Annotated in this window: 19 protein-coding genes and 1 pseudogene; 15 read left to right on the forward strand and 5 right to left on the reverse strand. The window is 68.4% G+C overall.

Annotated elements, in window-relative coordinates:
* Positions 1 to 264: pseudogene (locus tag FHJ30_RS02315) on the reverse strand (hypothetical protein); the annotation flags it as partial.
* 213 nt (positions 265 to 477) lie between these two features.
* On the opposite strand from FHJ30_RS02315, the gene FHJ30_RS02320 reads away from it, so the two are divergent.
* Positions 478 to 1,110 (forward strand): hypothetical protein, encoded by a 633-nt coding sequence (locus FHJ30_RS02320; protein ID WP_139027663.1) that lies wholly within the window; start codon positions 478 to 480, stop codon positions 1,108 to 1,110.
* A 17-nt stretch (positions 1,111 to 1,127) separates the two neighbouring features.
* Here the strand turns inward: FHJ30_RS02320 and FHJ30_RS02325 are convergent, their stop codons facing one another.
* Positions 1,128 to 2,162 (reverse strand): NAD-dependent epimerase/dehydratase family protein, encoded by a 1,035-nt coding sequence (locus tag FHJ30_RS02325; protein ID WP_139027664.1) that lies wholly within the window; start codon positions 2,160 to 2,162, stop codon positions 1,128 to 1,130.
* Positions 2,163 to 2,307: 145 nt separating this feature from the next.
* On the opposite strand from FHJ30_RS02325, the gene FHJ30_RS02330 reads away from it, so the two are divergent.
* The 11 genes from FHJ30_RS02330 to FHJ30_RS02380 all read left to right on the forward strand — a co-directional run bounded on the left by FHJ30_RS02330 (position 2,308) and on the right by FHJ30_RS02380 (position 14,394).
* Positions 2,308 to 3,258, forward strand: a complete 951-nt coding sequence (locus FHJ30_RS02330) for a sigma-70 family RNA polymerase sigma factor (protein WP_139027665.1) — start codon at positions 2,308 to 2,310, stop codon at positions 3,256 to 3,258.
* A gap of 179 nt (positions 3,259 to 3,437) precedes the next feature.
* Positions 3,438 to 3,974, forward strand: coding sequence for an HAD-IIIA family hydrolase (locus FHJ30_RS02335; protein ID WP_139027666.1), 537 nt, complete (start codon positions 3,438 to 3,440; stop codon positions 3,972 to 3,974).
* The gene (locus FHJ30_RS02340; RefSeq protein WP_139027667.1) at positions 3,974 to 5,062 is read left to right on the forward strand and encodes a glycosyltransferase family 9 protein; all 1,089 of its coding nucleotides are present in this window, start codon (positions 3,974 to 3,976) and stop codon (positions 5,060 to 5,062) included. The genes FHJ30_RS02335 and FHJ30_RS02340 overlap by 1 nt, the downstream gene beginning before the upstream one ends.
* Positions 5,059 to 6,093 (forward strand): glycosyltransferase, encoded by a 1,035-nt coding sequence (locus tag FHJ30_RS02345; protein ID WP_139027668.1) that lies wholly within the window; start codon positions 5,059 to 5,061, stop codon positions 6,091 to 6,093. The genes FHJ30_RS02340 and FHJ30_RS02345 overlap by 4 nt, the downstream gene beginning before the upstream one ends.
* Entirely contained in the window at positions 6,090 to 7,343 is a 1,254-nt protein-coding gene (locus FHJ30_RS02350) for a glycosyltransferase (protein WP_139027669.1), read from the forward strand. Before FHJ30_RS02345 ends, FHJ30_RS02350 begins: the two co-directional genes overlap by 4 nt.
* Complete coding sequence (locus FHJ30_RS02355; protein ID WP_139027670.1) at positions 7,340 to 8,050, forward strand: SIS domain-containing protein; 711 nt, start codon at positions 7,340 to 7,342, stop codon at positions 8,048 to 8,050. The genes FHJ30_RS02350 and FHJ30_RS02355 overlap by 4 nt, the downstream gene beginning before the upstream one ends.
* Positions 8,047 to 9,603, forward strand: a complete 1,557-nt coding sequence (locus FHJ30_RS02360) for a PfkB family carbohydrate kinase (protein ID WP_139027671.1) — start codon at positions 8,047 to 8,049, stop codon at positions 9,601 to 9,603. The genes FHJ30_RS02355 and FHJ30_RS02360 overlap by 4 nt, the downstream gene beginning before the upstream one ends.
* 75 nt (positions 9,604 to 9,678) lie before the next feature.
* Complete coding sequence (locus tag FHJ30_RS02365) at positions 9,679 to 10,395, forward strand: SDR family oxidoreductase (RefSeq protein WP_139027672.1); 717 nt, start codon at positions 9,679 to 9,681, stop codon at positions 10,393 to 10,395.
* Positions 10,396 to 10,436: 41 nt separating this feature from the next.
* Positions 10,437 to 11,873 carry an aldehyde dehydrogenase gene (locus tag FHJ30_RS02370; protein WP_139027673.1) on the forward strand — a complete coding sequence of 479 codons (1,437 nt, stop codon included), beginning with the start codon at positions 10,437 to 10,439 and terminating at the stop codon, positions 11,871 to 11,873.
* On the forward strand, positions 11,870 to 13,408 hold the full coding sequence (gene rfaE2, locus FHJ30_RS02375; protein WP_139027674.1) for a D-glycero-beta-D-manno-heptose 1-phosphate adenylyltransferase: 1,539 nt from the start codon (positions 11,870 to 11,872) through the stop codon (positions 13,406 to 13,408). The genes FHJ30_RS02370 and rfaE2 overlap by 4 nt, the downstream gene beginning before the upstream one ends.
* A 47-nt stretch (positions 13,409 to 13,455) precedes the next feature.
* Positions 13,456 to 14,394: a spermidine synthase gene (locus FHJ30_RS02380; RefSeq protein WP_139027675.1), complete on the forward strand. Its 939-nt coding sequence runs from the start codon at positions 13,456 to 13,458 to the stop codon at positions 14,392 to 14,394.
* 28 nt (positions 14,395 to 14,422) lie between these two features.
* Here FHJ30_RS02380 and FHJ30_RS02385 read toward each other — a convergent pair whose 3' ends face one another.
* Positions 14,423 to 15,340 carry a LysR family transcriptional regulator gene (locus FHJ30_RS02385; RefSeq protein ID WP_139027676.1) on the reverse strand — a complete coding sequence of 306 codons (918 nt, stop codon included), beginning with the start codon at positions 15,338 to 15,340 and terminating at the stop codon, positions 14,423 to 14,425.
* A gap of 132 nt (positions 15,341 to 15,472) precedes the next feature.
* Between FHJ30_RS02385 and FHJ30_RS02390 the strand changes: the two genes are divergently transcribed.
* Together FHJ30_RS02390 and FHJ30_RS02395 are read left to right on the forward strand one after the other, a co-directional pair.
* Positions 15,473 to 16,855 carry an MFS transporter gene (locus FHJ30_RS02390; protein WP_139027677.1) on the forward strand — a complete coding sequence of 461 codons (1,383 nt, stop codon included), beginning with the start codon at positions 15,473 to 15,475 and terminating at the stop codon, positions 16,853 to 16,855.
* A gap of 78 nt (positions 16,856 to 16,933) precedes the next feature.
* Positions 16,934 to 17,683, forward strand: coding sequence for a 3-hydroxybutyrate dehydrogenase (locus FHJ30_RS02395; RefSeq protein WP_139027678.1), 750 nt, complete (start codon positions 16,934 to 16,936; stop codon positions 17,681 to 17,683).
* Between the two features lie 74 nt (positions 17,684 to 17,757).
* Here the strand turns inward: FHJ30_RS02395 and FHJ30_RS02400 are convergent, their stop codons facing one another.
* Positions 17,758 to 18,021, reverse strand: a complete 264-nt coding sequence (locus FHJ30_RS02400; protein ID WP_139027679.1) for a hypothetical protein — start codon at positions 18,019 to 18,021, stop codon at positions 17,758 to 17,760.
* A 191-nt stretch (positions 18,022 to 18,212) separates the two neighbouring features.
* The gene (locus tag FHJ30_RS02405; protein ID WP_139027680.1) at positions 18,213 to 18,602 is read right to left on the reverse strand and encodes a helix-turn-helix domain-containing protein; all 390 of its coding nucleotides are present in this window, start codon (positions 18,600 to 18,602) and stop codon (positions 18,213 to 18,215) included.
* A gap of 98 nt (positions 18,603 to 18,700) precedes the next feature.
* On the opposite strand from FHJ30_RS02405, the gene FHJ30_RS02410 reads away from it, so the two are divergent.
* Positions 18,701 to 19,564 (forward strand): SDR family oxidoreductase, encoded by an 864-nt coding sequence (locus FHJ30_RS02410; protein ID WP_139027681.1) that lies wholly within the window; start codon positions 18,701 to 18,703, stop codon positions 19,562 to 19,564.
* Positions 19,565 to 19,612: the final 48 nt, after the last annotated feature.

Below are 19,612 nucleotides of genomic sequence, written 5' to 3' on the forward strand. Positions count from 1 at the left end.
CGCCTCGGAGGCCACGTGGGCGGCTTCCTCCTTGGCCGTCTGGGCAACGTTCTGGGCGGAACCCTTCGCTGTGCGGGCTACGTCTGCTGCTTCTTCCTTGGCCGCATCCTTGGTGGATGTCCCCGAGGCGGAAGCGGCCTGGCCTTCGCCGTACTGGGGAGTGGCGGCGGATGGGAAGGTGGCGGCGGTGCGCTCACCCGGAATTCCTGTAGAGGCCGGCGGAGCCGTGTAGGCGGGATCCTGGGGCCATTGGTTCTCTGTCATCTTCGCTCTCTCTTTCCAAGAAGGCCGGTTGTTGATCAAGAACCAGCAATACTGGCCGTAAAATAATAAGCATGATTACTAATAAAAGGTAAGTACCCTTGCTAAGCGAGTTGCAAAAGGTTCCGAAAGAGTCAGCCGGAAGGCGTGGGCCTGCCGGGCACATCGAAGTGGAAAGTGGTGGGTAGTTTGGAAACAGCTCCATGGGTTTGGGTGTTGGTTGCCATCGTTGTGGTGGTCCTGATTGTGCTGCTGGTGCTGGCCAGCGGGCGGCGCCGGAAGGCGATGCAGCAAAAGCGGGACGACGCACACCGGGAAAAAGCCGCTGAGATCCGCCGCGAGGCCGAAGTCCGGGAGCTCGACGCCCGTGAACGGGAAGCGAAGGCAACACGGGCCAGGGCGGATGCGGAGCAGGCCCAGGTGGATGCGGCGCGGTTGCGCCAGCAGGCAGACCAGCAGGTGGCGGAGGCCAAGTCGCTCCGTGATGACGTGAATGAGCGGACCCGCAAGGCGGACGAGCTTGACCCGGACGTCACACTGGCCGCAGATGGCACGGGCGGCCGCCGGGACCGTACCAACCGCGACGGCGCCGGCCAGGCCAACGCCGGCACTGCCAGCCACGCCGACCGTGACGACGCCGGCCGTGCGGACCGTGAGGACGGGCGCCACGCCCACCGGGAGGGCGCCGGCGGTGAGGGCGCCATGGCCGGTGGGACTGGCACTGCAGGAGGCCCGGCTGCCGGTGACGGAGCCCGTGGCGACGTCGACCGGGATGAGCGGCGTAATGAGGGCACCAATCCTGCCGGCGGCGGCCACGGGGACAGGGAGAATCCCCGCCCCGGCATCTAGTCCGCGCGCGGCAGGATCTACCTTGGTTTCAGGACGGGGGAGGGAGTGATTCCTTCCCCCGTTCCCATGCCCGCCAGCACCTCGGCGACGGCCTCGGTGGATGAGAACTTTGGCTCCCAGCCAAGAATCCGCCCTGCCCGGCTGGTATCCATGATGGGGGCACCGGCTGCCATCTCAATCCATCCCGAATCCGTGGGCTGGAGCCGCAGCCTCCATGCCGCGCCAACGATCTTGTGGAGCAGTCCCATGGGGATAGGCAGGATCCGTCGGGCGCCCAGGATGCGGGCGAGTTCCTGCGGTGTCAGGACGGGTTCTGCTGCGACATTGAAGGCTCCGGAGGCTCGCCGGTCAATAACGCGCCAATAGGCATCAGCCACATCGTCCGCATGGACCGCCTGGAAGATCAGGTCCTCGGGGGCCGGCAGGAGTGGTATCCGCAGCCTCCCCGGCAGGAGCCTTGGTATGAGTGGCCCCAGGAAATATCTTCCGATCTCGCTTCCGGCGTCGCGCTGGAAGATCAGGGCCGGGCGGAGCCTGGCCACCGGGACGCCCGGATGCGCTGCCATGAATGCGTCCAGGGCTTCTTCCTGCTCCGCCTTGTGCCGGCTGTAGTGTGAGCCCGGCATGCCGCGGGCGGGCCACGATTCGTCGGTCCGCCGGTCCTTGGGAGCCTTGCTGTAGGCGCCCACGGATGACGCGCAGACCACCTGTTTCACGCCCGCCCTCCCGGCCGCCGACAGGACGTTCCTGGTGCCGGTGACGTTGGTCCGGTAGAGCTGCTCGAGGTCCCGGTTGGGCTGGATCTGCCACGCCAGGTGGACCACGGCGTCCACTCCTGCCAGCGCCGCGTCCAGCAGGGGCCGGTCGCTTTCCAGGCCCACGTCCAGCGTGTGCCACTCAACACCTGAATAGGGCGCCCGGCTGGTGTCCGGGCGGCGCCTGCTGATCCCCGTCAACGTCAGGCTTCCCGGCTTTTCGGACAGGCGGGCCTGCAGCCTGCGCAACAGTGCCGTTCCCGCGTTACCGCTGGCTCCGGTGATGGCGATGTGCATGGCAGGGCTCCTTGGCGTGGCCGGTCAGTACCGCTTACACACCGAGCCTATAACCGGGAAGGATTGTTTTATAAGCAGGCTTATGATTTCCTACTTCTAAGTCTTGCCGCAGGCTTTCGGACCCCGACCGAGGGAACCAACGACAATGCCAGAATACTTTTCCGCACTTGCCGTGGATGCTACTCCTGTCCACCAGCAGCAGCCAGAACTCCCAAGGGACAGCCCTGCCAGCGCCCGGGCCGGGCGGCTGCGCCAGACCTTTGAAAACGACCTGGTCCTCGGCTACCTGGACCTCGCCGAGGCCCTGGCCGCCAGGTTCGAGGCCCGCGGGCGCGAACGCGCCGACCTGAACCAGGTGGCCTACCTTGGCCTGGTCAAGGCGGCCCGCGGCTTTGACCAGACCAAGGGCGAGAGTTTCCCCGCCTACGCGGCTCCCACCATTACCGGGGAGCTGAAGCGGTACCTTCGCGACCGTACCTGGGTGGTCAGGCCGCCCAGGCACATCCAGGACTTGCGCACCCGGATGTTCCGGGCCGAGCCGGAGCTGACCCAATCGCTGGGACGGAACCCCAGCGTGGCCGAACTGGCAGGGGTGCTCGATGAGGATCCCGCCGCAGTGCAGGAGGCCATCTCGGCGTCCAGCAGCATGCACCCCGACTCGCTCGACGCCGTCAACCCGCATTCGGACGCGCCGTCCATCGGCGAGGTGCTGGCATGTCCAGAGACGCCGCTGGAACGGCTGGAGGAGCTGGCCTGCCTGCGTGACGCCATCCAGGACCTGGATACCGCGGACCGGGAACTCCTGTATCGCCGCTACTTCTGTGAAGAGACCCAGGTGCAGCTGGGGAAGCGGCTTGGCATGTCCCAGATGCAGGTTTCACGGCGCCTTGCGAAAGTCCTGGTGGAGCTCCAGCGCCGGCTTGAAGGCAGCTCGCTTGCGGGCTCATCGGATGAAGCACCGGCAAATGCCGGGCGGCAAGCAGGGGTGGCAACAGGATCCGGCAGGACCCTGCAGGCAGTGTGCGGGCAGGGGAACCAAGCCCCGGCCGGCAAGAATGCCACGCGCAGGGGCAGCGCCAGGGCCGGGAACAGGTGACCTTCCAGCCCACTCCCGAGAACTGCCGCACACGGCCGCAAGCCACGTGCCGGAACGGGCATCAGTAGGCGCTGCCGCGCTATCTTGCCTGTTCAGGCGGATTGCGTGGGCGCGGTCCGGAAGGTGAGAAAACCGAACGGCCCTGTTTAGGAGCAGCAGCAGGGGGGAACAGGGAGGGTATGGGAAGCTCCGTAACCTCCAAGCTCAGGGCTGTCCTGTTCGACCGGGACGGGACCCTGGTGGTCGATGTCCCCTACAACGGGAACCCCGACCTTGTCCGGCCAATGCCAGGCGCCAAAGCCGTGCTGGACGCCCTGCGGTCCGAAGGCATTGCCACCGGCGTGGTCAGCAACCAGTCAGGCATCGCCCGCGGCATGATCACTGCCGCCGACGTGGCCAGTGTGAATGCCAGGGTGGACGAACTGCTGGGCCCCTTTGACGTGTGGGAGGTCTGTCCCCATGCCGAGCAGGACGGCTGCCTCTGCCGGAAGCCGGCGCCCGGCATGGTCCACAGTGCATGCCGGAGGCTCGGCATCGGGGAATTCGAGGCTGCACTGATCGGTGACATCGGCGCTGACGTCCGGGCCGCCGAAGCGGCGGGCGCCACCGGGGTGCTGGTCCCTACGCCGGTGACCCTTGCCGAAGAAGTGGCTGAAGCCCGCCTGGTGGCCCAGGACCTGGCAGGGGCCGTGCTCCTGCTGCAGGAGGGGCGGTAATGGGCCGCGTCCTGGTGGCGCGCCTGGACAGCATGGGAGACGTCCTGCTGGCCGGTCCTGCAGTCAGGGCCGTTGCCAACGGCAGGATCCCGGACGGCAGCAAGCCCAACCACGTGGTCCTGCTGTGCGGCAGGCAGGGGGAGGCTGCGGCAGGCGTGCTGCCGGGAGCCGCGGAGGTCTACAGCTGGGACAGCCCGTGGATCACGAACCCGGCCCCCAAAATGACCGGGCCGCACGCCGACAGGCTGATCGAATATGTCCGGAACTCCAGGATCACTGAAGCCGTGATCCTCACGTCCTTCCACCAGTCCCCCCTGCCGCTGGCGCTGCTGCTGCGGCTGGCCGGCGTTGAGCGCATCACCGGCGCGTCCACCGACTATGCGGGCTCCCTCCTGGACGTCCGGCTCAAGCCGGGGGAGGACTTCCCCGAGGACCAGCCCGAGGCGGAACGCGCACTTGGCATCGCCGAGGCCGCAGGCTTCAGGCTCCCGGCCAGCGACGACGGCAAGCTCCACCTGGCGTCCGTGCCGGATGTCCGGGACCTGGTGGGCCAGGAACCGTATGTGGTGGTCCACCCCGGCGCGGCCGTTCCGGCACGGGCCTGGCCGCCGCTCCACCACGCGGCCGCCGTCGAACTCCTCCAGGGTGCGGGGCACCGCGTGGTGGTGACGGGCGGTCCCGGGGAAACATCGCTGACCGCAACGGTGGCAGGGCCCTCGGCGCTGGACCTCGGGGGCCGGACGGACCTGCACACCCTGGCCGGCGTCATGGCCGGGGCCGAGGCGGTGGTCACCGGCAACACCGGTCCCGCACACCTCGCGGCGGCCGTGGGCACGCCCGTTGCCTGCCTCTTTTCGCCGGTGGTGCCCGCCATCCGCTGGGCACCGTACGGGGTCCCGCTGGAACTCCTCGGGGACCAGAACGCAGCCTGCCGGATGACCCGCGCCCGCGTCTGCCCGGTTCCGGGCCACCCCTGCCTGGACTCCGTGTCCCCCGAGGACGTGGTGGCGGCGGTGGAGCGCCTGATGGGCGGAGTGAGCTCCTTCAGTACCCACGTCAGCACCCGTAGAAAGGCCCGTAACAGATGAAAATCCTGCTCTGGCATGTCCACGGTTCCTGGACGGACGCCTTTGTGCGCGGCCGTCACGAGTACCTCCTTCCTGTCCTGCCAGGGGGCGGACCCTGGGGGCTTGGCCGTGCAGGCAGGGACTGGCCTGCGTCTGTGCGGGAGGTGGACCTCGCCTCGCTGGACGCGGCGGAGGTTGACGCCGTCGTCCTCCAACGCCCGGAAGAACTCGACGAAGTTGCCCGGCTGCTGGGCCGGCGGCCAGGCGCGGACCTTCCTGCCGTGTATGTGGAGCACAACACCCCCAAGGGAAATTTCCCCAATACCAGCCACCCGCTCGCGGACCAGACCAGCATCCCCCTGGTCCACGTGACGCACTTCAACAGGCTGGCCTGGGACAACGGCTCGGCACCCAGCCTGGTGGTGGAGCACGGAATCCCTGACCCCGGACAGCTCTACACGGGGGAACTGCCCGAATTGGGGGTGGTGGTGAATGAACCCATCCGCCGCGGCCGCGTCACCGGAACGGACCTGTTCCCCGCCTTCGCTTCAGTGGCGCCGCTGCAGGTCTTCGGCATGAAGACCGAGGGCCTGGCCGCCGCCACCGGGATCGGGGAGTCACGCCTGACCCCGCGGGGCGACCTGAAGACCCTGGAGCTGCACCGTGAACTGGCCAAGTGCCGCGTGTACATCCACCCCATGCGCTGGACCTCCCTGGGACTGTCCCTCCTGGAGGCCATGCACCTGGGCATGCCGGTGGTTGCCCTGGCCACCACCGAAGCGCCCCGCGCGGTGCCGCCGGAAGCCGGCGCCGTCTCCGCCGACATCGACGAACTGCTCCGCTGCGCGCGGCGGCTGGTGGCCAATCCGGAGGAAGCACGACGGCGGGGAGCCGCCGCCCGCGAGGCGGCACTGGAACGCTACGGCCTGGGTAAGTTCCACCACCGCTGGGACGAGATCCTGGCGGACCTCGGCAGCAAGTCCGGCCACCGCCACAACGAACCCCTGGACGAGCGGATCCTCGTTCCGGCGCGGGAGAGGAAGACCCCATGAGAATCTCGATGATTTCCGAGCACGCCAGCCCATTGGCGGCACTTGGCGGAGTGGACGCCGGCGGGCAGAACGTGCACGTCGCGGCGCTGTCCGAAGCCCTTGCCAAGCGGGGCCACCAGGTCACCGTGTACACCCGCAGGGATTCAACGGAGCTTCCCGCCAGGGTCCAGGTGGGCCGCCGCCTTGAGGTGGTCCATGTGGATGCAGGACCGGCACGCCACGTTCCCAAGGACGAACTGCTGCCCTTCATGGGCGAGCTGGCGGACGGCGTGGCCAAAGACTGGATCCAGCGGCCGCCGGACGTGGTGCACGGCCACTTCTGGATGTCCGGCGTGGCCGCCCTCGATGCAGCCAGGCGGCCCGATGCCGGGTACCGCGTCCCCGTCATCCAGACCTTCCACGCCCTTGGCACGGTCAAACGGCGGCACCAGGGCGCGGAGGACACCAGCCCGCAGGAACGCCGCTGGCTTGAACCGGGTGTGGGACGCTCCGCGGACCGGATCATTGCCACCTGCTCGGACGAGGTGTTCGAGCTCAAGGCCATGGGTATCAGCACCGCCAAGATCTCCATCGCCCCCTGCGGCGTGGACCTTGGCTTCTTCTCCGCCGAGGGTCCCGTGGATGCGCGGGCGCGCCGGCACCGCATCCTCTCGGTAGGCCGCCTGGTGCCGCGCAAGGGCGTGGATTTGGTGATCAGGGCGCTGCCGTACCTCCGCGAGGCAGGATTCGACGACGTCGAGCTCCTGATCGTGGGCGGCGGCGGGGACTCCGGGGCGCTCGAGGCCGATCCCGAGGTGCGCCGCCTGATGGACCTTGCCGCCGAACTGGGCGTCTCGGACCAGGTGAGGCTGCAGGGCCAGGTGCCGCGGGAGGCGATGCCGGGGATTTTCCGCAGTGCCGATGCCGTGGTGTGCGCCCCCTGGTACGAGCCCTTCGGCATCGTTCCGCTGGAGGCCATGGCCTGCGGCGTCCCCGTGGTGGCTGCGGCCGTGGGCGGCCTCCGTGACACCGTGGTGGACCACGGGACCGGGCTGCACGTGCCGCCGCGCGACCCCGAGGCCATCGCGTCCGCCCTGGCCACGCTGCTGGATAACCCCACGCTGCGGGCAGAGCTCGGAAACGCGGGCAGGCTGCGGGCCCGGACCAGGTACTCGTGGGACCGGGTGGCTGCCGAAACCGAAAAGGCCTACCAGCAGGCTGTGGCGGGGGCCCCTGCCGGCGTTGTCCCGATGGAAGGAGCGGCACTGTGACTGCCGAATGGTCCCTTCGTGAAACCGACCTGCGCACTTTGGCCGCCACGCCGGCCCTCCCCGCGGTCCTGCCGGGTTCCGGCTTTGTGGACCCGGTCAGCTCGGACATCGTTTTGACGCACCTGGACAATGTGCTGCCGGCGCTGGATTCGCTGCGCAGCCAGTCCAGCCGCCTTGCGGCCTGGGGAGTGGAGCTTGCCCAGCGCCTGCTGCGCGGGCAGCGGCTGCTCGCAGCCGGGAACGGCGGCTCGGCGGCGGAGGCGCAGCACCTGACTGCCGAGCTGGTGGGCAGGTTCGACGGCGAACGCGTCCCGTTCTCCGCGATCTCGCTGCACGCTGAGTCGTCCGCCGTCACGGCCATCGCCAACGACTACGGCTTCGATGACGTCTTCGCGCGGCAGGTGCGCGCGCACGGCCGGTCCGGCGACGTGCTGATGTTGCTGTCAACGAGCGGGAAGAGCCCCAACCTGCTGCGGGCGGCGGAGGTTGCCGCAAAGCTGAACATCACCACCTGGGCGCTGACCGGCGTCGGGCCCAACCCCCTGGCCGACGCCTGCGATGAAGCCGTGATGATCGACGCCCTCAACGCCAACGCCCAGGAAGGGCACCTCATCGCCCTGCACGCGATGTGCCGTGCGTTCGACCTGGAAGTGGGACGGCGCAGCGCCCCCGATGCCGGCCTGTCATTGCGGGGAGGCCGGCCATGAGGATCGTGGTGGTGGGCGACGTGATGCTGGATGTGGACCTGTCCGGTGACGCCACCCGGCTCAGCCCCGATGCGCCCGTGCCCGTGGTGGATGTTTCCGGGGTGAAGCGGCGTGCCGGCGGTGCTGGCCTGGTAGCCCGGATGCTCGCCCAGGACGGCTGGCCCGTGACGCTGGTGACGGTCCTGGGCGATGACGACGCCGGGCGGCAGCTGGAACAGCACCTCGCCGGAGTGCGGCTGGTCTCAGGTCCCAGCGGCTACGCCTCGCCCGTCAAGACCCGGGTCAGGGCGGGATCCCACCCGGTGGTCCGTTTCGACCAGGGCTGCGGGAAGGCCCCCATTCCGGACGCCACGCCGGCCATGCTCCGCGCCGTCGAGAAGGCCGGCGTGATCATCGTGGCCGACTACGGAAGGGGCCTGGCGGCGAATCCGCAGCTGCGGGACCTCCTGGCCCGGCTGGCCGGGACCATCCCCATCATCTGGGACCCGCATCCCGCCGGCGCCGACCCCGTCCCGGGCGTTGCCGTAGTGACCCCCAACCTCGCCGAAGCGAGCAAGGCGGCCCAGGCGCTCGCCGGGGAACGCGGCGGCGGGCAGGCCGCGGCGTCCGCCGGCGCTGGCCGGGACGTCCACGGCGTGGCTGGGGATCCGCTGACGCAGGAGCCGCAGGATGAGGCCGTCCAGGCCGGCCGGATCCTGCTGGAGCACTGGCAAAGCCGTGCCGTGCTGGTGACCAAGGGTGAACAGGGCGCGGTGCTGCTGCGGGAGGGCCGGACTTCCCCGGATGCCGTCCCGGCGCCCCGGGTGGAAGCGGGCGATCCCTGCGGTGCGGGTGACCGGCTCGCGGCCAGCCTGGCCGTCCACCTCCTGGCCGGCAGGGAGCTCGGGGAGGCCGCCAGGCTCGCAGTCCATGATGCCGCCGACTTCCTGGCCAACGGGGGAGTATCTGCCTTTCCCGACTCCGAAGCGGACCCCGAAACAGGCCCCGGGACAGGCCGCGAGGCAGAGGCTGCTTCCGGCGCGGGCGCCGGCGCGGGCGCCGGTGCCGCCACTGCCGGTCCGCTGAGGCCCCCCACCCCGGTTGGCGGCAAGCGCCGCATCAGCGAACCGCTGCTGCTGGCCCGCGTGGTGCGGGACAACGGCGGCAAGGTGGTGGCCACCGGCGGTTGCTTCGACCTCCTGCATGCCGGCCATGTCCGGTCCCTTGCGGCCGCACGCGAGCTGGGGGACTGCCTGATCGTCTGCCTCAACTCCGATGATTCGGTACGCCGGCTCAAGGGGCCGGAGCGTCCCATCATCGGCCAGCAGGACAGGGCCGAACTGCTGCTGGCCATGGAATGCGTGGACGCCGTGATGATCTTCGATGAAGACACCCCGGAAGCGGCCCTGGAACGGCTTCGCCCGGACATCTGGGTCAAGGGCGGCGACTACAAGGGCGCCCGCCTCCCGGAGGCCGACCTCGTGGAGAAGTGGGGCGGTCGGTGCATCACCGTCCCCTACCACCCCGCCCGTTCCACCACCGGACTGGCCGATGCCCTCGCCAAGGTGAGCTGAAAGGTGGGCCTGCCCGCCAGGTGAGCCAGCCGCCCACCCGCCCCAAAGTTTGTATTTCCCATTGAAAGGAACACCATGACTGCAGAAGTAAATGTGCCTGCCTCGCAGACCCCCGGCCGCGTGCTCGTAACGGGAGGTGCCTCCGGACTGGGGGCCGCCGTCGTCGACGCCGTCCTCAAGGCGGGCGGCACCCCGGTGGTGCTGGACCGGGACATCAGCAGCGTCTCCAACGTCAAGGCCTTCGAAGTGGACGTGGCGGACCGCGCCGCCGTGGAGGCCGCAGTAAAGGAAGCCGCCGAATCGCTTGGCGGGCTGGAAGCCGTGGTCACCGCAGCCGGCATCGACCGCTGCGGCAAGCTCGCCGACGTCGAAGCCACCGAGTGGGAAAAGGTCATCGGCGTGAACCTGATGGGCACGGTGTCCGTGGTGCGGGCGGCCCTGCCCTACCTCAAGGCCAGCCACGGCCGGGTGGTGACCGTTGCTTCCACCCTGGGCAAGCGCGCCGTTGCCGATGCGACGGCCTACTGCGCCTCGAAGTTCGGCGTGGTGGGCTTCAGCCACGCGCTCGCAGCCGAGACGGGGGGAGAGATCGGCGTGACCACCATGATCCCCGGCGGCATGAAAACGCGGTTCTTCGATGACCGCACGGAGCAGTACAAGCCGCAGGACGATTCGCGCCTCAACGACCCCGCCAACACCGCGCAGGCCATCCTGTTCGCGTTGAACCAGCCCACCGGCTGCGAGGTCCGCGAAATGCTGATCTGCCACGAGGAAGAGGGCTCCTGGCCCTAAAGGCAACAGTCCACCAGACCGGAAACGACGGGAGGAACACCATGCCCACCACTGCCATCGAAACAACAACGGACCAGGAATTGGCTGAGCGCGGCGGCATCACCATCCGCAACCCGCGCACCGGGGAGGTCCTCTGGACCGTGCCGGAGGCCGGGCCGGATGCCGTGGCCCGTGCCGTGGAGGTAGCCCGCAGCGCGTCCCCGGACTGGGCTTCCACTGCCGCAGCCCAGCGGGGTGCCGCACTCAAGGCGGCCGCGCGCGCGCTCGATGCGGCCGCCCAGGAACTGGCCGGGCTGAATGCCAGCGAAACGGGCCGGCCGGTGGACGAATCGCTGGCGGGGATTGCCGCCGGAGTGTCCACCCTGGAGCAGTATGCCGAGCTCGGCCCCATCCACCGCGGCCTCAGCCTGCGGGGAAATGCGCTGGCCTCGGACTACACGGTGGCGGAGCCGCGGGGAGTGGCCGCGCTCCTCACCCCGTGGAATGATCCCGTGGCCGTGGCGTGCGGGTTGATCGGCGCCGCGCTGGCCACCGGCAATACCGTGATCCACAAACCCAGCGAGCGCTGCCCGCGCCTCGGCGAAGCCCTCGGGGAGGTCCTGGCGCCGGCCTTCCCGCCGGGTGTCTTCCAGACGCTGTCAGGCGGCGCGGGCGTCGGCGCGCTCCTTGCCGAGTCCGAGGTGGACGTTATCGCGCACGTGGGCTCAAGCGCTTCCGGTGCCCGCATTGCCAGGGCCGGAGCCCTCACCGGTGCGCACGTCATCCGGGAAAACGGCGGAAACGATCCGCTGCTGGTGGACCGGGACGTGGATCCCGTGTGGGCAGCCGAGCAGGCCGCGATCGGCGCCTTCAGCAACAGCGGGCAGATCTGCGTGGCGGTTGAACGGATCTACGTCCACGAGGCCATCGCAGCTGAATTCTGCGCCGCCCTGGAGGCAGAGGCCGCGCTCCGCAACGGCAACGGCACGGTTGCCCCGCTGGTGGACGGGCGGATGCGCGAGGCCGTCCACGCACACGTGGCCGACGCACTGCAGCAGGGCGCCCGCGCCGTGGAGGGCGGCGCCCTTCCCGACGGTCCGGGCTCCTTCTATCCCGCCACGGTGCTGACCGGATGCACCGACACAATGGAGGTGATGACGGAGGAAACTTTCGGGCCCGTCGCGCCGGTGCAGGTGGTGAAAACGTTCGACGACGGCCTGCGGCTCGCGTGCAGCGGCAGGTATGGCCTCGCTGCCACAGTCCTGTCCGGCAATATTGCCCACATCCAGCAGGCGGTGGCCGCCCTTCCCGTGGGCACGGTGAAGATCAACGAGGTGTTTGGCGGTGCCCCCGGCGGCGCCGCCCAGCCGCGGGGTGCGAGCGGTGCCGGTTTCGGCTACGGCCCGGAACTCCTGGATGAGTTCAGCCGGGTGAAAGTGGTGCACATCGCGGCACCGCCGGCCCAGGCAACACAGCAAGAGGGGGAGGACCGGCCATGAGCATCACCCCCGAGGCAGGGGACCTGTCGGAGCAGCGGGCGCTCGCCGAATGGCTGCCCGGGCGGCTGGCGGCGGAGCAGCCGGCCATCCTGGTGCTCGGCGACGTCATGCTGGACGGGTGGTGGAGCGGCAGCATCGAGCGGCTCTGCCGTGAGGCCCCGGCTCCGGTGGTGGACATCCAGTCCCGCGCGTCCGTACCCGGCGGGGCCGCCAACACCGCCATGAACCTGGCCGCCCTGGGGGCGCGGGTGTCCGTTGCCGGCATCATCGGAACGGACGACGCCGGGGTGGACCTCCGGAGCCAGCTGGTGGCGGCGGGGATCGACGTCACCTACCTGCTGGACCACCCGGACATGGTCACCACCACCAAGATCCGGATCAGCAGCGGCGGCCAGGTGATGCTCCGCATCGATGACGCGGCCAAGTCCGTGCCCGCTGAAGCGCTGGCGGAGCTGGCTGCCTCGGTGCGCGCCGCCGTCGAGCACCAGGACTCCGTGATGGTGTGCGATTACGGCACCGGCGTCCTGGCGGACCCCGTCCGCCGTGGCCTGGAGGACGCCCTGGCGGGCAAGGACCGCGGGGATGCCGGCGGGCGGCCCCTGCTGGTGGTCGATTCGCACGACCCCCGGCCTTGGGCCGCGCTGCATCCCGACCTGGTGACCCCCAACGCGCAGGAAACGGCGCGGATGCTGGATGTGCGGCTTCCCGAGGGGCAGGACAGGGTGGCCGAGGTGGGCAGGCACGCGGATGCGCTGCTGGCGGCCACGGGAGCAGGAGCCGTGGTGGTCACGCTGGACCGCGACGGCACAGTCCTGCTGAGGCCCGACGGCGTCACGCACCGGACGTGGGCGCGCCCGGCCGCCGAAAAGCAGGCGTCGGGAGCAGGCGACACTTTTGTGGCCGCCCTGACCCTGGCGCGTTCGGCCGGCCTGCCGCTGACGGCGAGCCTGGACCTGGCGCAGTCCGCTGCGGACGTGGTGGTGCATCAGCCCGGCACGTCGGTCTGCAGCACGGCACAGCTCAGCCGGTACCTGAAGGCCTTCGCGGACACGGCCCTGGGTGCGGACGAACTGGAACGGCAGCTGGAAGTGCACCGGGCGGAGGGGCAGCGCATCGTCCTGACCAACGGCTGCTTCGATGTGCTGCACAGCGGGCACACCCGGTACCTAAACCAGGCCAAACAGCTGGGCGACATCCTGGTGGTGGCCCTGAACAGTGACGGCTCCGTCCGGCGGCTCAAGGGCGCGGGACGGCCCATCAACGGGGTCGCGGACCGGGCCGCCGTGGTGGCGGCACTGAGCTGCGTGGACTACGTGACCGTCTTCGATACCCCCACCGCGGCCCCGCTGATCCGGCAGCTCCGGCCCGAGGTGTACGCCAAGGGCGGGGACTACACCCCGGAGATGCTGGCCGAAACCCCGGCCGTGGAGGAGTACGGCGGCCGGGTGGCCATCCTGGATTACGTGGCGGAGCGTTCCACCACTGCCGTGGTGAACCGGATCCGCGAAGGTGAAGGGGCGGTGCAGACCAACTAGGGTTGGATACTCGAACTGGTTGGACGGACTGAAGCGGGGCACGGGTCATGGCGAAGCGCGGAAAACCCGGGCACCGCGGCAGCCGTCCGGCGGCGGGCGTGGTGGAAGTGCCCAAAGGAACCCGGCCGAACGGTCCGGTTGAGGGTGTGTACTACATCGACACCGGTGACTGCGAGCTGATCGCGGACCAGGACAACTCCACCGGCTGGCTCCTGAAGATCAACGGCGTCATGAGCTCGCACATCGACCTCGCGGACCCGCTGTTCCTGGACTTCGAGTACATGCGATGGATGGCCGCGCTCATCGAGTCCCGCTGGCCGCCGTCGGGCGTTTCCTCCGGTGCCGCGCAGAAGCCTGAAGCCCCAAAGCTGCGCGGCCTGCACCTGGGCGGCGGCGCCTGCTCCCTGGCCCGCTACTTCCACGCCGTCTACCCGGACGCCAGGCAGGTGGTGGTGGAACTGGACGGCAAGCTGGCGGAGTACGTGCGCGGCTGGTTCGACCTCCCCAAGGCGCCGCTGCTGCGCCTTCGCGTGGGGGAGGCCCGGCACGTGACCGAAACCCTGACGGCGGAGACCCGAGACTTCATCATCCGGGACGTTTTTGCCGGCGCGGTGACCCCGCGTCCGCTGACCACCGCCGAGTTCAACCAGCACGTCCGCCGCGTCCTTGCTCCCGGCGGGATGTACGTGGTGAACTCCGGCGACGCGCCGGACCTGAAGAACGCCCGGGAGGATGCCGCCACCATCGCGGCCTCCTTCAGGCACACCGTCATCATCGCAGACCCGGCCATGCTCAAGGGCCGGCGCTACGGCAACATGGTGATGGCCGGCAGCGACACACCCTTCGGCGATGACCCGAAGCTCGCCCGGCGCCTCCTGGGCGGCGCCGTCCCGGCGCACCTGTGGGACGACGCGCAGGTCCGGGCGTTTGCGGCCGGAGCCCCGGTCCGCCACGACCCGCCGGTAACCCCGTCGACTGCTCCATAGGGGTCGTTTTCGCCCTCCTAAACGACAGCTACGAAACAGTGGACGAGGTCTTTCCCCTCCCCAGGAGCTTTTCCCGGTGCGCGGCCACCTGTTCCCGGAGCGCATGGACAACTGCCGCCACGGCAGGCCGGCGCAGCGAGTCCGGCCTCAGCACCATCCAGTAGGGCAGCAGTTCGGCGATTTCGGTGGGCAGGAGGCGGACCAGGTCCTCATGGAGGTCGCCCATGAAGCAGGGCAGGAAACCAATCCCCGCTCCGGCGCGCGTTGCTTCCACGTGGACAAAGACGTTGGTGGAGGTCAGCCCGTCCCGCATCCCCGGCACCAGCCTGCGCGGCGCGTCGAGGTCGTCCACCTGCAGCATCGAGTCCACGAAATAGACCAGCGGGTGCCCGTTGAGTTCAGCGACGCTGGCGGGGGTCCCGTGCTCCGCGAGGTACGCCCTCGAGGCGTACATCCCCAGCATGTAGTCGCCCAGCCTCACCGCTTCGGCCCGGTGCACCTGCGGTTCACCCACCACCACTTCAATGTCCAGGCCCGAGCGCTGTTGCAGCGCCCGCCGGGTCATGGTCACCACTTCCACGCTCAGCCCCGGGTGGTTCCGCCGCAGCCTCGCCACGGCGGGAGCGGCAATGTAGGCGCTGAACCCGTCCGTCGCGGTCATGCGGACGACGCCGGTAATGGGGTCCGGTGCCTTGCCGGCAGGTCCCAGCGTGCCCACCGCCGCCTCCACCTGTTCGGCCACGCGCACCGCCTGGGCGCCGAGGTCGGTCAGCTCCCAGCCTCCCGCTGCCCGGGCCAGCACCCGGCCGCCCAGCGACTTCTCCAGGGCGGCTATCCGGCGCGAGACGGTGGTGTGGTTCAGTCCCAAGGACTGCGCCGCCGTCGTGAATTTTGCTGACCGCGAGACGGCCAGCAGGACCAGCAGGTCATCCGGGTTCGTATCCATATCTGCAATTCTGCACACAGAGGGTGCTGGTTTGGCCATTGAATCGCAGACTTTCTGCGGCAATACTCATCTGAGCCCATTCAGTGCTGTGCATCACAGCGCGTGTCGACGTAGACACCAAGGAGAACATTTATGAGCGTAGAACAACGCTCTGCACCATCGGCCGAGCCTGCCCCAAAGGGCGCTGGCCTCAAGAAAATCGTCGCAGCCTCCATGGTTGGCACCGTAGTGGAATGGTACGAGTTCTTCCTCTACGCCACTGCAGCAACCCTGGTGTTCGGCAAGTACTTCTTCCCTGCCACCGGCAACGAGCTGGACGGCATCATCCAGGCGTTCATCACCTACGCCGTGGGCTTCGTCGCACGGCCGCTCGGCGGCATCGTCTTCGGCCAGATCGGGGACAAGCTGGGCCGCAAGCCCACCTTGCAGCTCACCATCGTGATCATCGGCGTGTCCACTTTCCTGATGGGCTGCCTCCCGGGCTTCGCCGAGATCGGCTACCTCGCACCGGCACTGCTGGTGTTCCTGCGCTTTATCCAGGGCTTTGCACTGGGCGGCGAATGGGGTGGCGCCGTGCTTCTTGTCGCCGAACACAGCCCCAACAAGTCCCGCGGATTCTGGTCCAGCTGGCCCCAGTCCGCCGTTCCGGTGGGCAACCTACTGGCCACGCTGGTGCTGTTCGTCATGTCCTCCACGCTCAGCCCGGAAGCGTTCCTCGGCTGGGGCTGGCGGGTGGCCTTCTGGCTGTCCGCGGTGATCGTCTTCGTGGGCTACTACATCCGCACCCACGTTACTGAAGCGCCCATCTTCCTGAAGGCCAAGGAACTGGTGGAGCAGGAACAGGCCGTGAGCTACGGCGTGCGCGAGGTCATCCGCAAGTACCCCAAGGGCATCCTGCAGGCCATGGGCCTCCGGTTCGCGGAAAACATCATGTACTACCTCGTGGTCAGCTTCGCGATTGTGTACCTCAAGAGCGTCCATAAGTACGACACGTCCTCGCTCCTCCTCGCCCTGCTGATTGCCCACGTCATCCACTTCCTGGTCATTCCGCAGGTGGGACGCCTCGTGGACAGCTGGGGCCGCAAGCCGGTGTACCTGGTGGGCGCCATCACCGGTGCCACCTGGCCCTTCTTCGCGTTCCCCATGTTCGACACGAAGAACGCGGTGGTGATCGTCCTGGCCGTAACCATCGGACTCTGCCTGCACGCCTTTATGTATGCCGGGCAGCCGGCCATCATGTCGGAGCTCTTCCCCACCCGGATGCGCTACGCCGGGGTGTCGCTGGGCTCGCAAGTCACCTCGATCGTCGCCGGCTCGCTGGCGCCGCTCCTGGCCACCCAGTGGCTGAAGGACACGGGCTCGTGGGTTCCCACCGCCATCTACCTGGTGGTGGCGTGCGCCATCACCACCGTGGCGGTGCTGAGCCTCAAGGAAACCAAGGGCATAGCCCTTGAGGACGTGGACAGGGCCGACGCCGAACGCGAAGGCCTGGCGGTAGCGGCAGCCACGCGCTGAGCTGCTTGGGTGTGGCTGGCTCCAGCGCTGCTGGAGCCAGCCGGTTCGTAGAAAATCTTTGAACTGGAAGGCTGGGAAATGGAAAACACGCTGAACGGCCGCAAGGCACTGGTGACCGGCGGAGCCGGCGGGATCGGCGCTGCCAGTGTGCGCGCCCTCGCCGCACGGGGCGCCAAGGTGGTGATCGCGGACGTTGACGAGGCGGCTGCGGAAGCGCTTGCCGACGAGGTGGGCGGCACCTCCTGGGCGGTGGACCTGCTGGACGTGGATGCCCTTTCGGCACTCAGCCTGGACTGCGACATCCTTGTCAACAACGCAGGAATCCAGCGCATCAGCCCCATCGAGGAGTTTGAACCGGCCGATTTCCGCCGGCTCATCACCCTCATGCTTGAGGCACCGTTCCTGCTGATCCGGGCCGCGCTGCCGCACATGTATGCCAACAACTTCGGCCGGATCATCAACCTTTCTTCGGTCCACGGAATCCGTGCGTCCCCGTTCAAGAGCGCGTACGTTTCCGCCAAGCACGGCCTGGAAGGGCTCAGCAAGGTGACGGCGCTGGAGGGCGGGGCGTACGGTGTTACCTCCAACTGCATCAACCCAGGCTACGTCCGCACGCCGCTGGTGGAATCGCAGATAGCGGACCAGGCCAAGGTCCACGGCATCCCCGAAGCCGAGGTGTTGGCGAAGATCATGCTGACCGAGTCCGCCATCAAGCGGCTCGTGGAGCCGGAGGAAGTGGCTTCCCTGGTGGCCTGGCTGGCGTCCGACCACGCCGGCATGGTGACCGGCGCCAGTTACACCATGGACGGCGGCTGGTCGGCCCGCTAGCTCTAATAGCCGTACCGTTCCGCAGTTTTGTCCAGATATGCAGGGCCTCCACAGCCCTGCATATCTGAAAAAACTCAATCCAGCTGTTTGAGTTGCCGGTGGTCGTAAAAGAACACGCCGTGGACGGTGTCCACACCCACGGATGTGCCCTGCAGGAACACCACCAATCCCTCGCGGCGCCCCTTGAAAGGGTCATCCGCCACTACGGCATCACCGATTTTGTAGGGGGACCGCGGGCCGAAGGACCTTGTGACGCGGTTCCATGCCTGCACCACTACCTGGCTCAGGCTGATTGGCCGGCCCATGCTGGACGGGTCCCGGACGACGGCTCTGACCATGCAAACCACTCCTCGAAAGCGGCGCACGGCCGCTCACTGCGGTGCAGGTTGCGGAACGCTCCCAGCAGAGGGCGGCCCTCCCATTCCGGCTAAGCACCTTACGCCTAAGCTAGGCGCTATTCACATCAGTCACACCAGTAACAGGTACTCATTTTTTCCCGCCGCTGATACTTGCCAGCGGAAGCTGATGTTCAGCGCTGGCCTTTCACGATGTCGTCTGCGTTCTCGAACGCCCAGGCCACCAGCGGGACCAGCAGGGTACTGAGCTCATAGCCGCGATCGGTGAGGCTGTAGTCCACCCGTGGCGGAATGACGGGCTGCGCGTCCCGGCGCACCAGGCCGTCCCGCTCCAGCGTCTTGAGCGTCTGGGCCAGCATCTTCTCGCTTATTCCCTCCGCGCGGCGCCGCAGATCGCTCCACCGCTGCTCACCCTCGGACAGGGCGAGCAGGATCAGGACGCCCCACTTGCTGGTGATGTGGTCCAGCACTGTCCTGCTGGGGCACCCCGCCGGGAAAACGCCGTCGGCAAGGGCCACCGGAAGGGGAGCACTCTGCACGGCACTGCCGGTACTTACTTTCATGACAGTACCTTACCTCAAAGTGCGTACTCTCTTTAGGGAAGTATTCCGGTGGGAGCGTGGTTGTCCACCATGACAGACAACCAACGGAAGGAACTTTCATGAGCATCGTCATCACCGGAGCAACAGGCAAGCTGGGCCGCCACGCCATCGAAGCGCTGCTGGAGCGCAACGTTCCCGCGGAGGACATCGTGGCTGCGGGGCGTTCCGTGGAAAAGCTGGCCGACTTCGCCGAACGGGGCGTGCGGGTCAAAGCGATGGACTACTCGGATGCCCAGTCAGTGGCGGCCGCCCTGAAAGGAGCCGGGAAGGTGCTCCTCATTTCCGGCAGCGAGGTGGGGCAGAGGGTGGAGCAGCACCGCACAGTAATCGAGGCGGCAAAGGCAGAAGGCGTGGAGCTGCTGGCCTACACGAGCATTGCCAATGCCGACACCACGGGCATGCTGCTGGCGGCTGAGCACCAGGCAACGGAGGCCATCCTGCGGGAATCCGCTGTTCCCTTTGTCCTCCTGCGCAACGGCTGGTACCTGGAGAACTACACGGACCAGTTGCCCGGCACGCTGGCCCAGGGCGGACTGGCCGGCAGCGCAGGGGAAGGCAAGGTGAGCGCGGCGTCCCGCGCCGACTACGCCCATGCCGCTGCCGCTGTGCTCGTGGCTGAAGGCCAGGCGGGCAGGGTCTACGAACTGGGCGGCGACAATGCCTTCAGCATGGCGGACCTGGCAGCCGAAATCACCGCTGCCACTGGCAAGGCCATCACCTACCAGGACCTCCCCGCACCGGAATATGCCGGACTGCTGGCCGGATTTGGAGTTCCGGAAGCATTCGCGGAAATCCTCGCCGATTCAGACCTCGGCATTGCCCGCGGCGACCTCCTGGTGAGCACCGGGGACCTCCGCCGGCTGATCGGCCGCCCGGCTACGTCGCTGTCCGAGGCGGTGCGCGCTGCCGCTGCGGCTGCCTGACCTGCCGCCGCCCCTCCCAACCCCCGCACTCCCCCCGCCCCGGGCGAC

The sequence above is a fragment of the Arthrobacter sp. BB-1 genome, assembly GCF_006151685.1.
Classification (GTDB): Bacteria; Actinomycetota; Actinomycetes; order Actinomycetales; family Micrococcaceae; genus Arthrobacter.

Coding starts and splice junctions, on each gene's coding strand:
- FHJ30_RS02385 (WP_139027676.1), bottom strand. CDS start 15,340: ATGGATACGAACCCGGATGACCTGCTGGTCCTGCTGGCCGTCTCGCGG.
- FHJ30_RS02330 (WP_139027665.1), top strand. CDS start 2,308: ATGCCAGAATACTTTTCCGCACTTGCCGTGGATGCTACTCCTGTCCAC.
- FHJ30_RS02410 (WP_139027681.1), top strand. CDS start 18,701: ATGAGCATCGTCATCACCGGAGCAACAGGCAAGCTGGGCCGCCACGCC.
- FHJ30_RS02340 (WP_139027667.1), top strand. CDS start 3,974: ATGGGCCGCGTCCTGGTGGCGCGCCTGGACAGCATGGGAGACGTCCTG.
- FHJ30_RS02370 (WP_139027673.1), top strand. CDS start 10,437: ATGCCCACCACTGCCATCGAAACAACAACGGACCAGGAATTGGCTGAG.
- FHJ30_RS02380 (WP_139027675.1), top strand. CDS start 13,456: ATGGCGAAGCGCGGAAAACCCGGGCACCGCGGCAGCCGTCCGGCGGCG.
- FHJ30_RS02335 (WP_139027666.1), top strand. CDS start 3,438: ATGGGAAGCTCCGTAACCTCCAAGCTCAGGGCTGTCCTGTTCGACCGG.
- FHJ30_RS02395 (WP_139027678.1), top strand. CDS start 16,934: ATGGAAAACACGCTGAACGGCCGCAAGGCACTGGTGACCGGCGGAGCC.
- FHJ30_RS02365 (WP_139027672.1), top strand. CDS start 9,679: ATGACTGCAGAAGTAAATGTGCCTGCCTCGCAGACCCCCGGCCGCGTG.
- FHJ30_RS02350 (WP_139027669.1), top strand. CDS start 6,090: ATGAGAATCTCGATGATTTCCGAGCACGCCAGCCCATTGGCGGCACTT.
- FHJ30_RS02400 (WP_139027679.1), bottom strand. CDS start 18,021: ATGGTCAGAGCCGTCGTCCGGGACCCGTCCAGCATGGGCCGGCCAATC.
- FHJ30_RS02390 (WP_139027677.1), top strand. CDS start 15,473: ATGAGCGTAGAACAACGCTCTGCACCATCGGCCGAGCCTGCCCCAAAG.
- rfaE2 (WP_139027674.1), top strand. CDS start 11,870: ATGAGCATCACCCCCGAGGCAGGGGACCTGTCGGAGCAGCGGGCGCTC.
- FHJ30_RS02360 (WP_139027671.1), top strand. CDS start 8,047: ATGAGGATCGTGGTGGTGGGCGACGTGATGCTGGATGTGGACCTGTCC.
- FHJ30_RS02345 (WP_139027668.1), top strand. CDS start 5,059: ATGAAAATCCTGCTCTGGCATGTCCACGGTTCCTGGACGGACGCCTTT.
- FHJ30_RS02325 (WP_139027664.1), bottom strand. CDS start 2,162: ATGCACATCGCCATCACCGGAGCCAGCGGTAACGCGGGAACGGCACTG.
- FHJ30_RS02405 (WP_139027680.1), bottom strand. CDS start 18,602: ATGAAAGTAAGTACCGGCAGTGCCGTGCAGAGTGCTCCCCTTCCGGTG.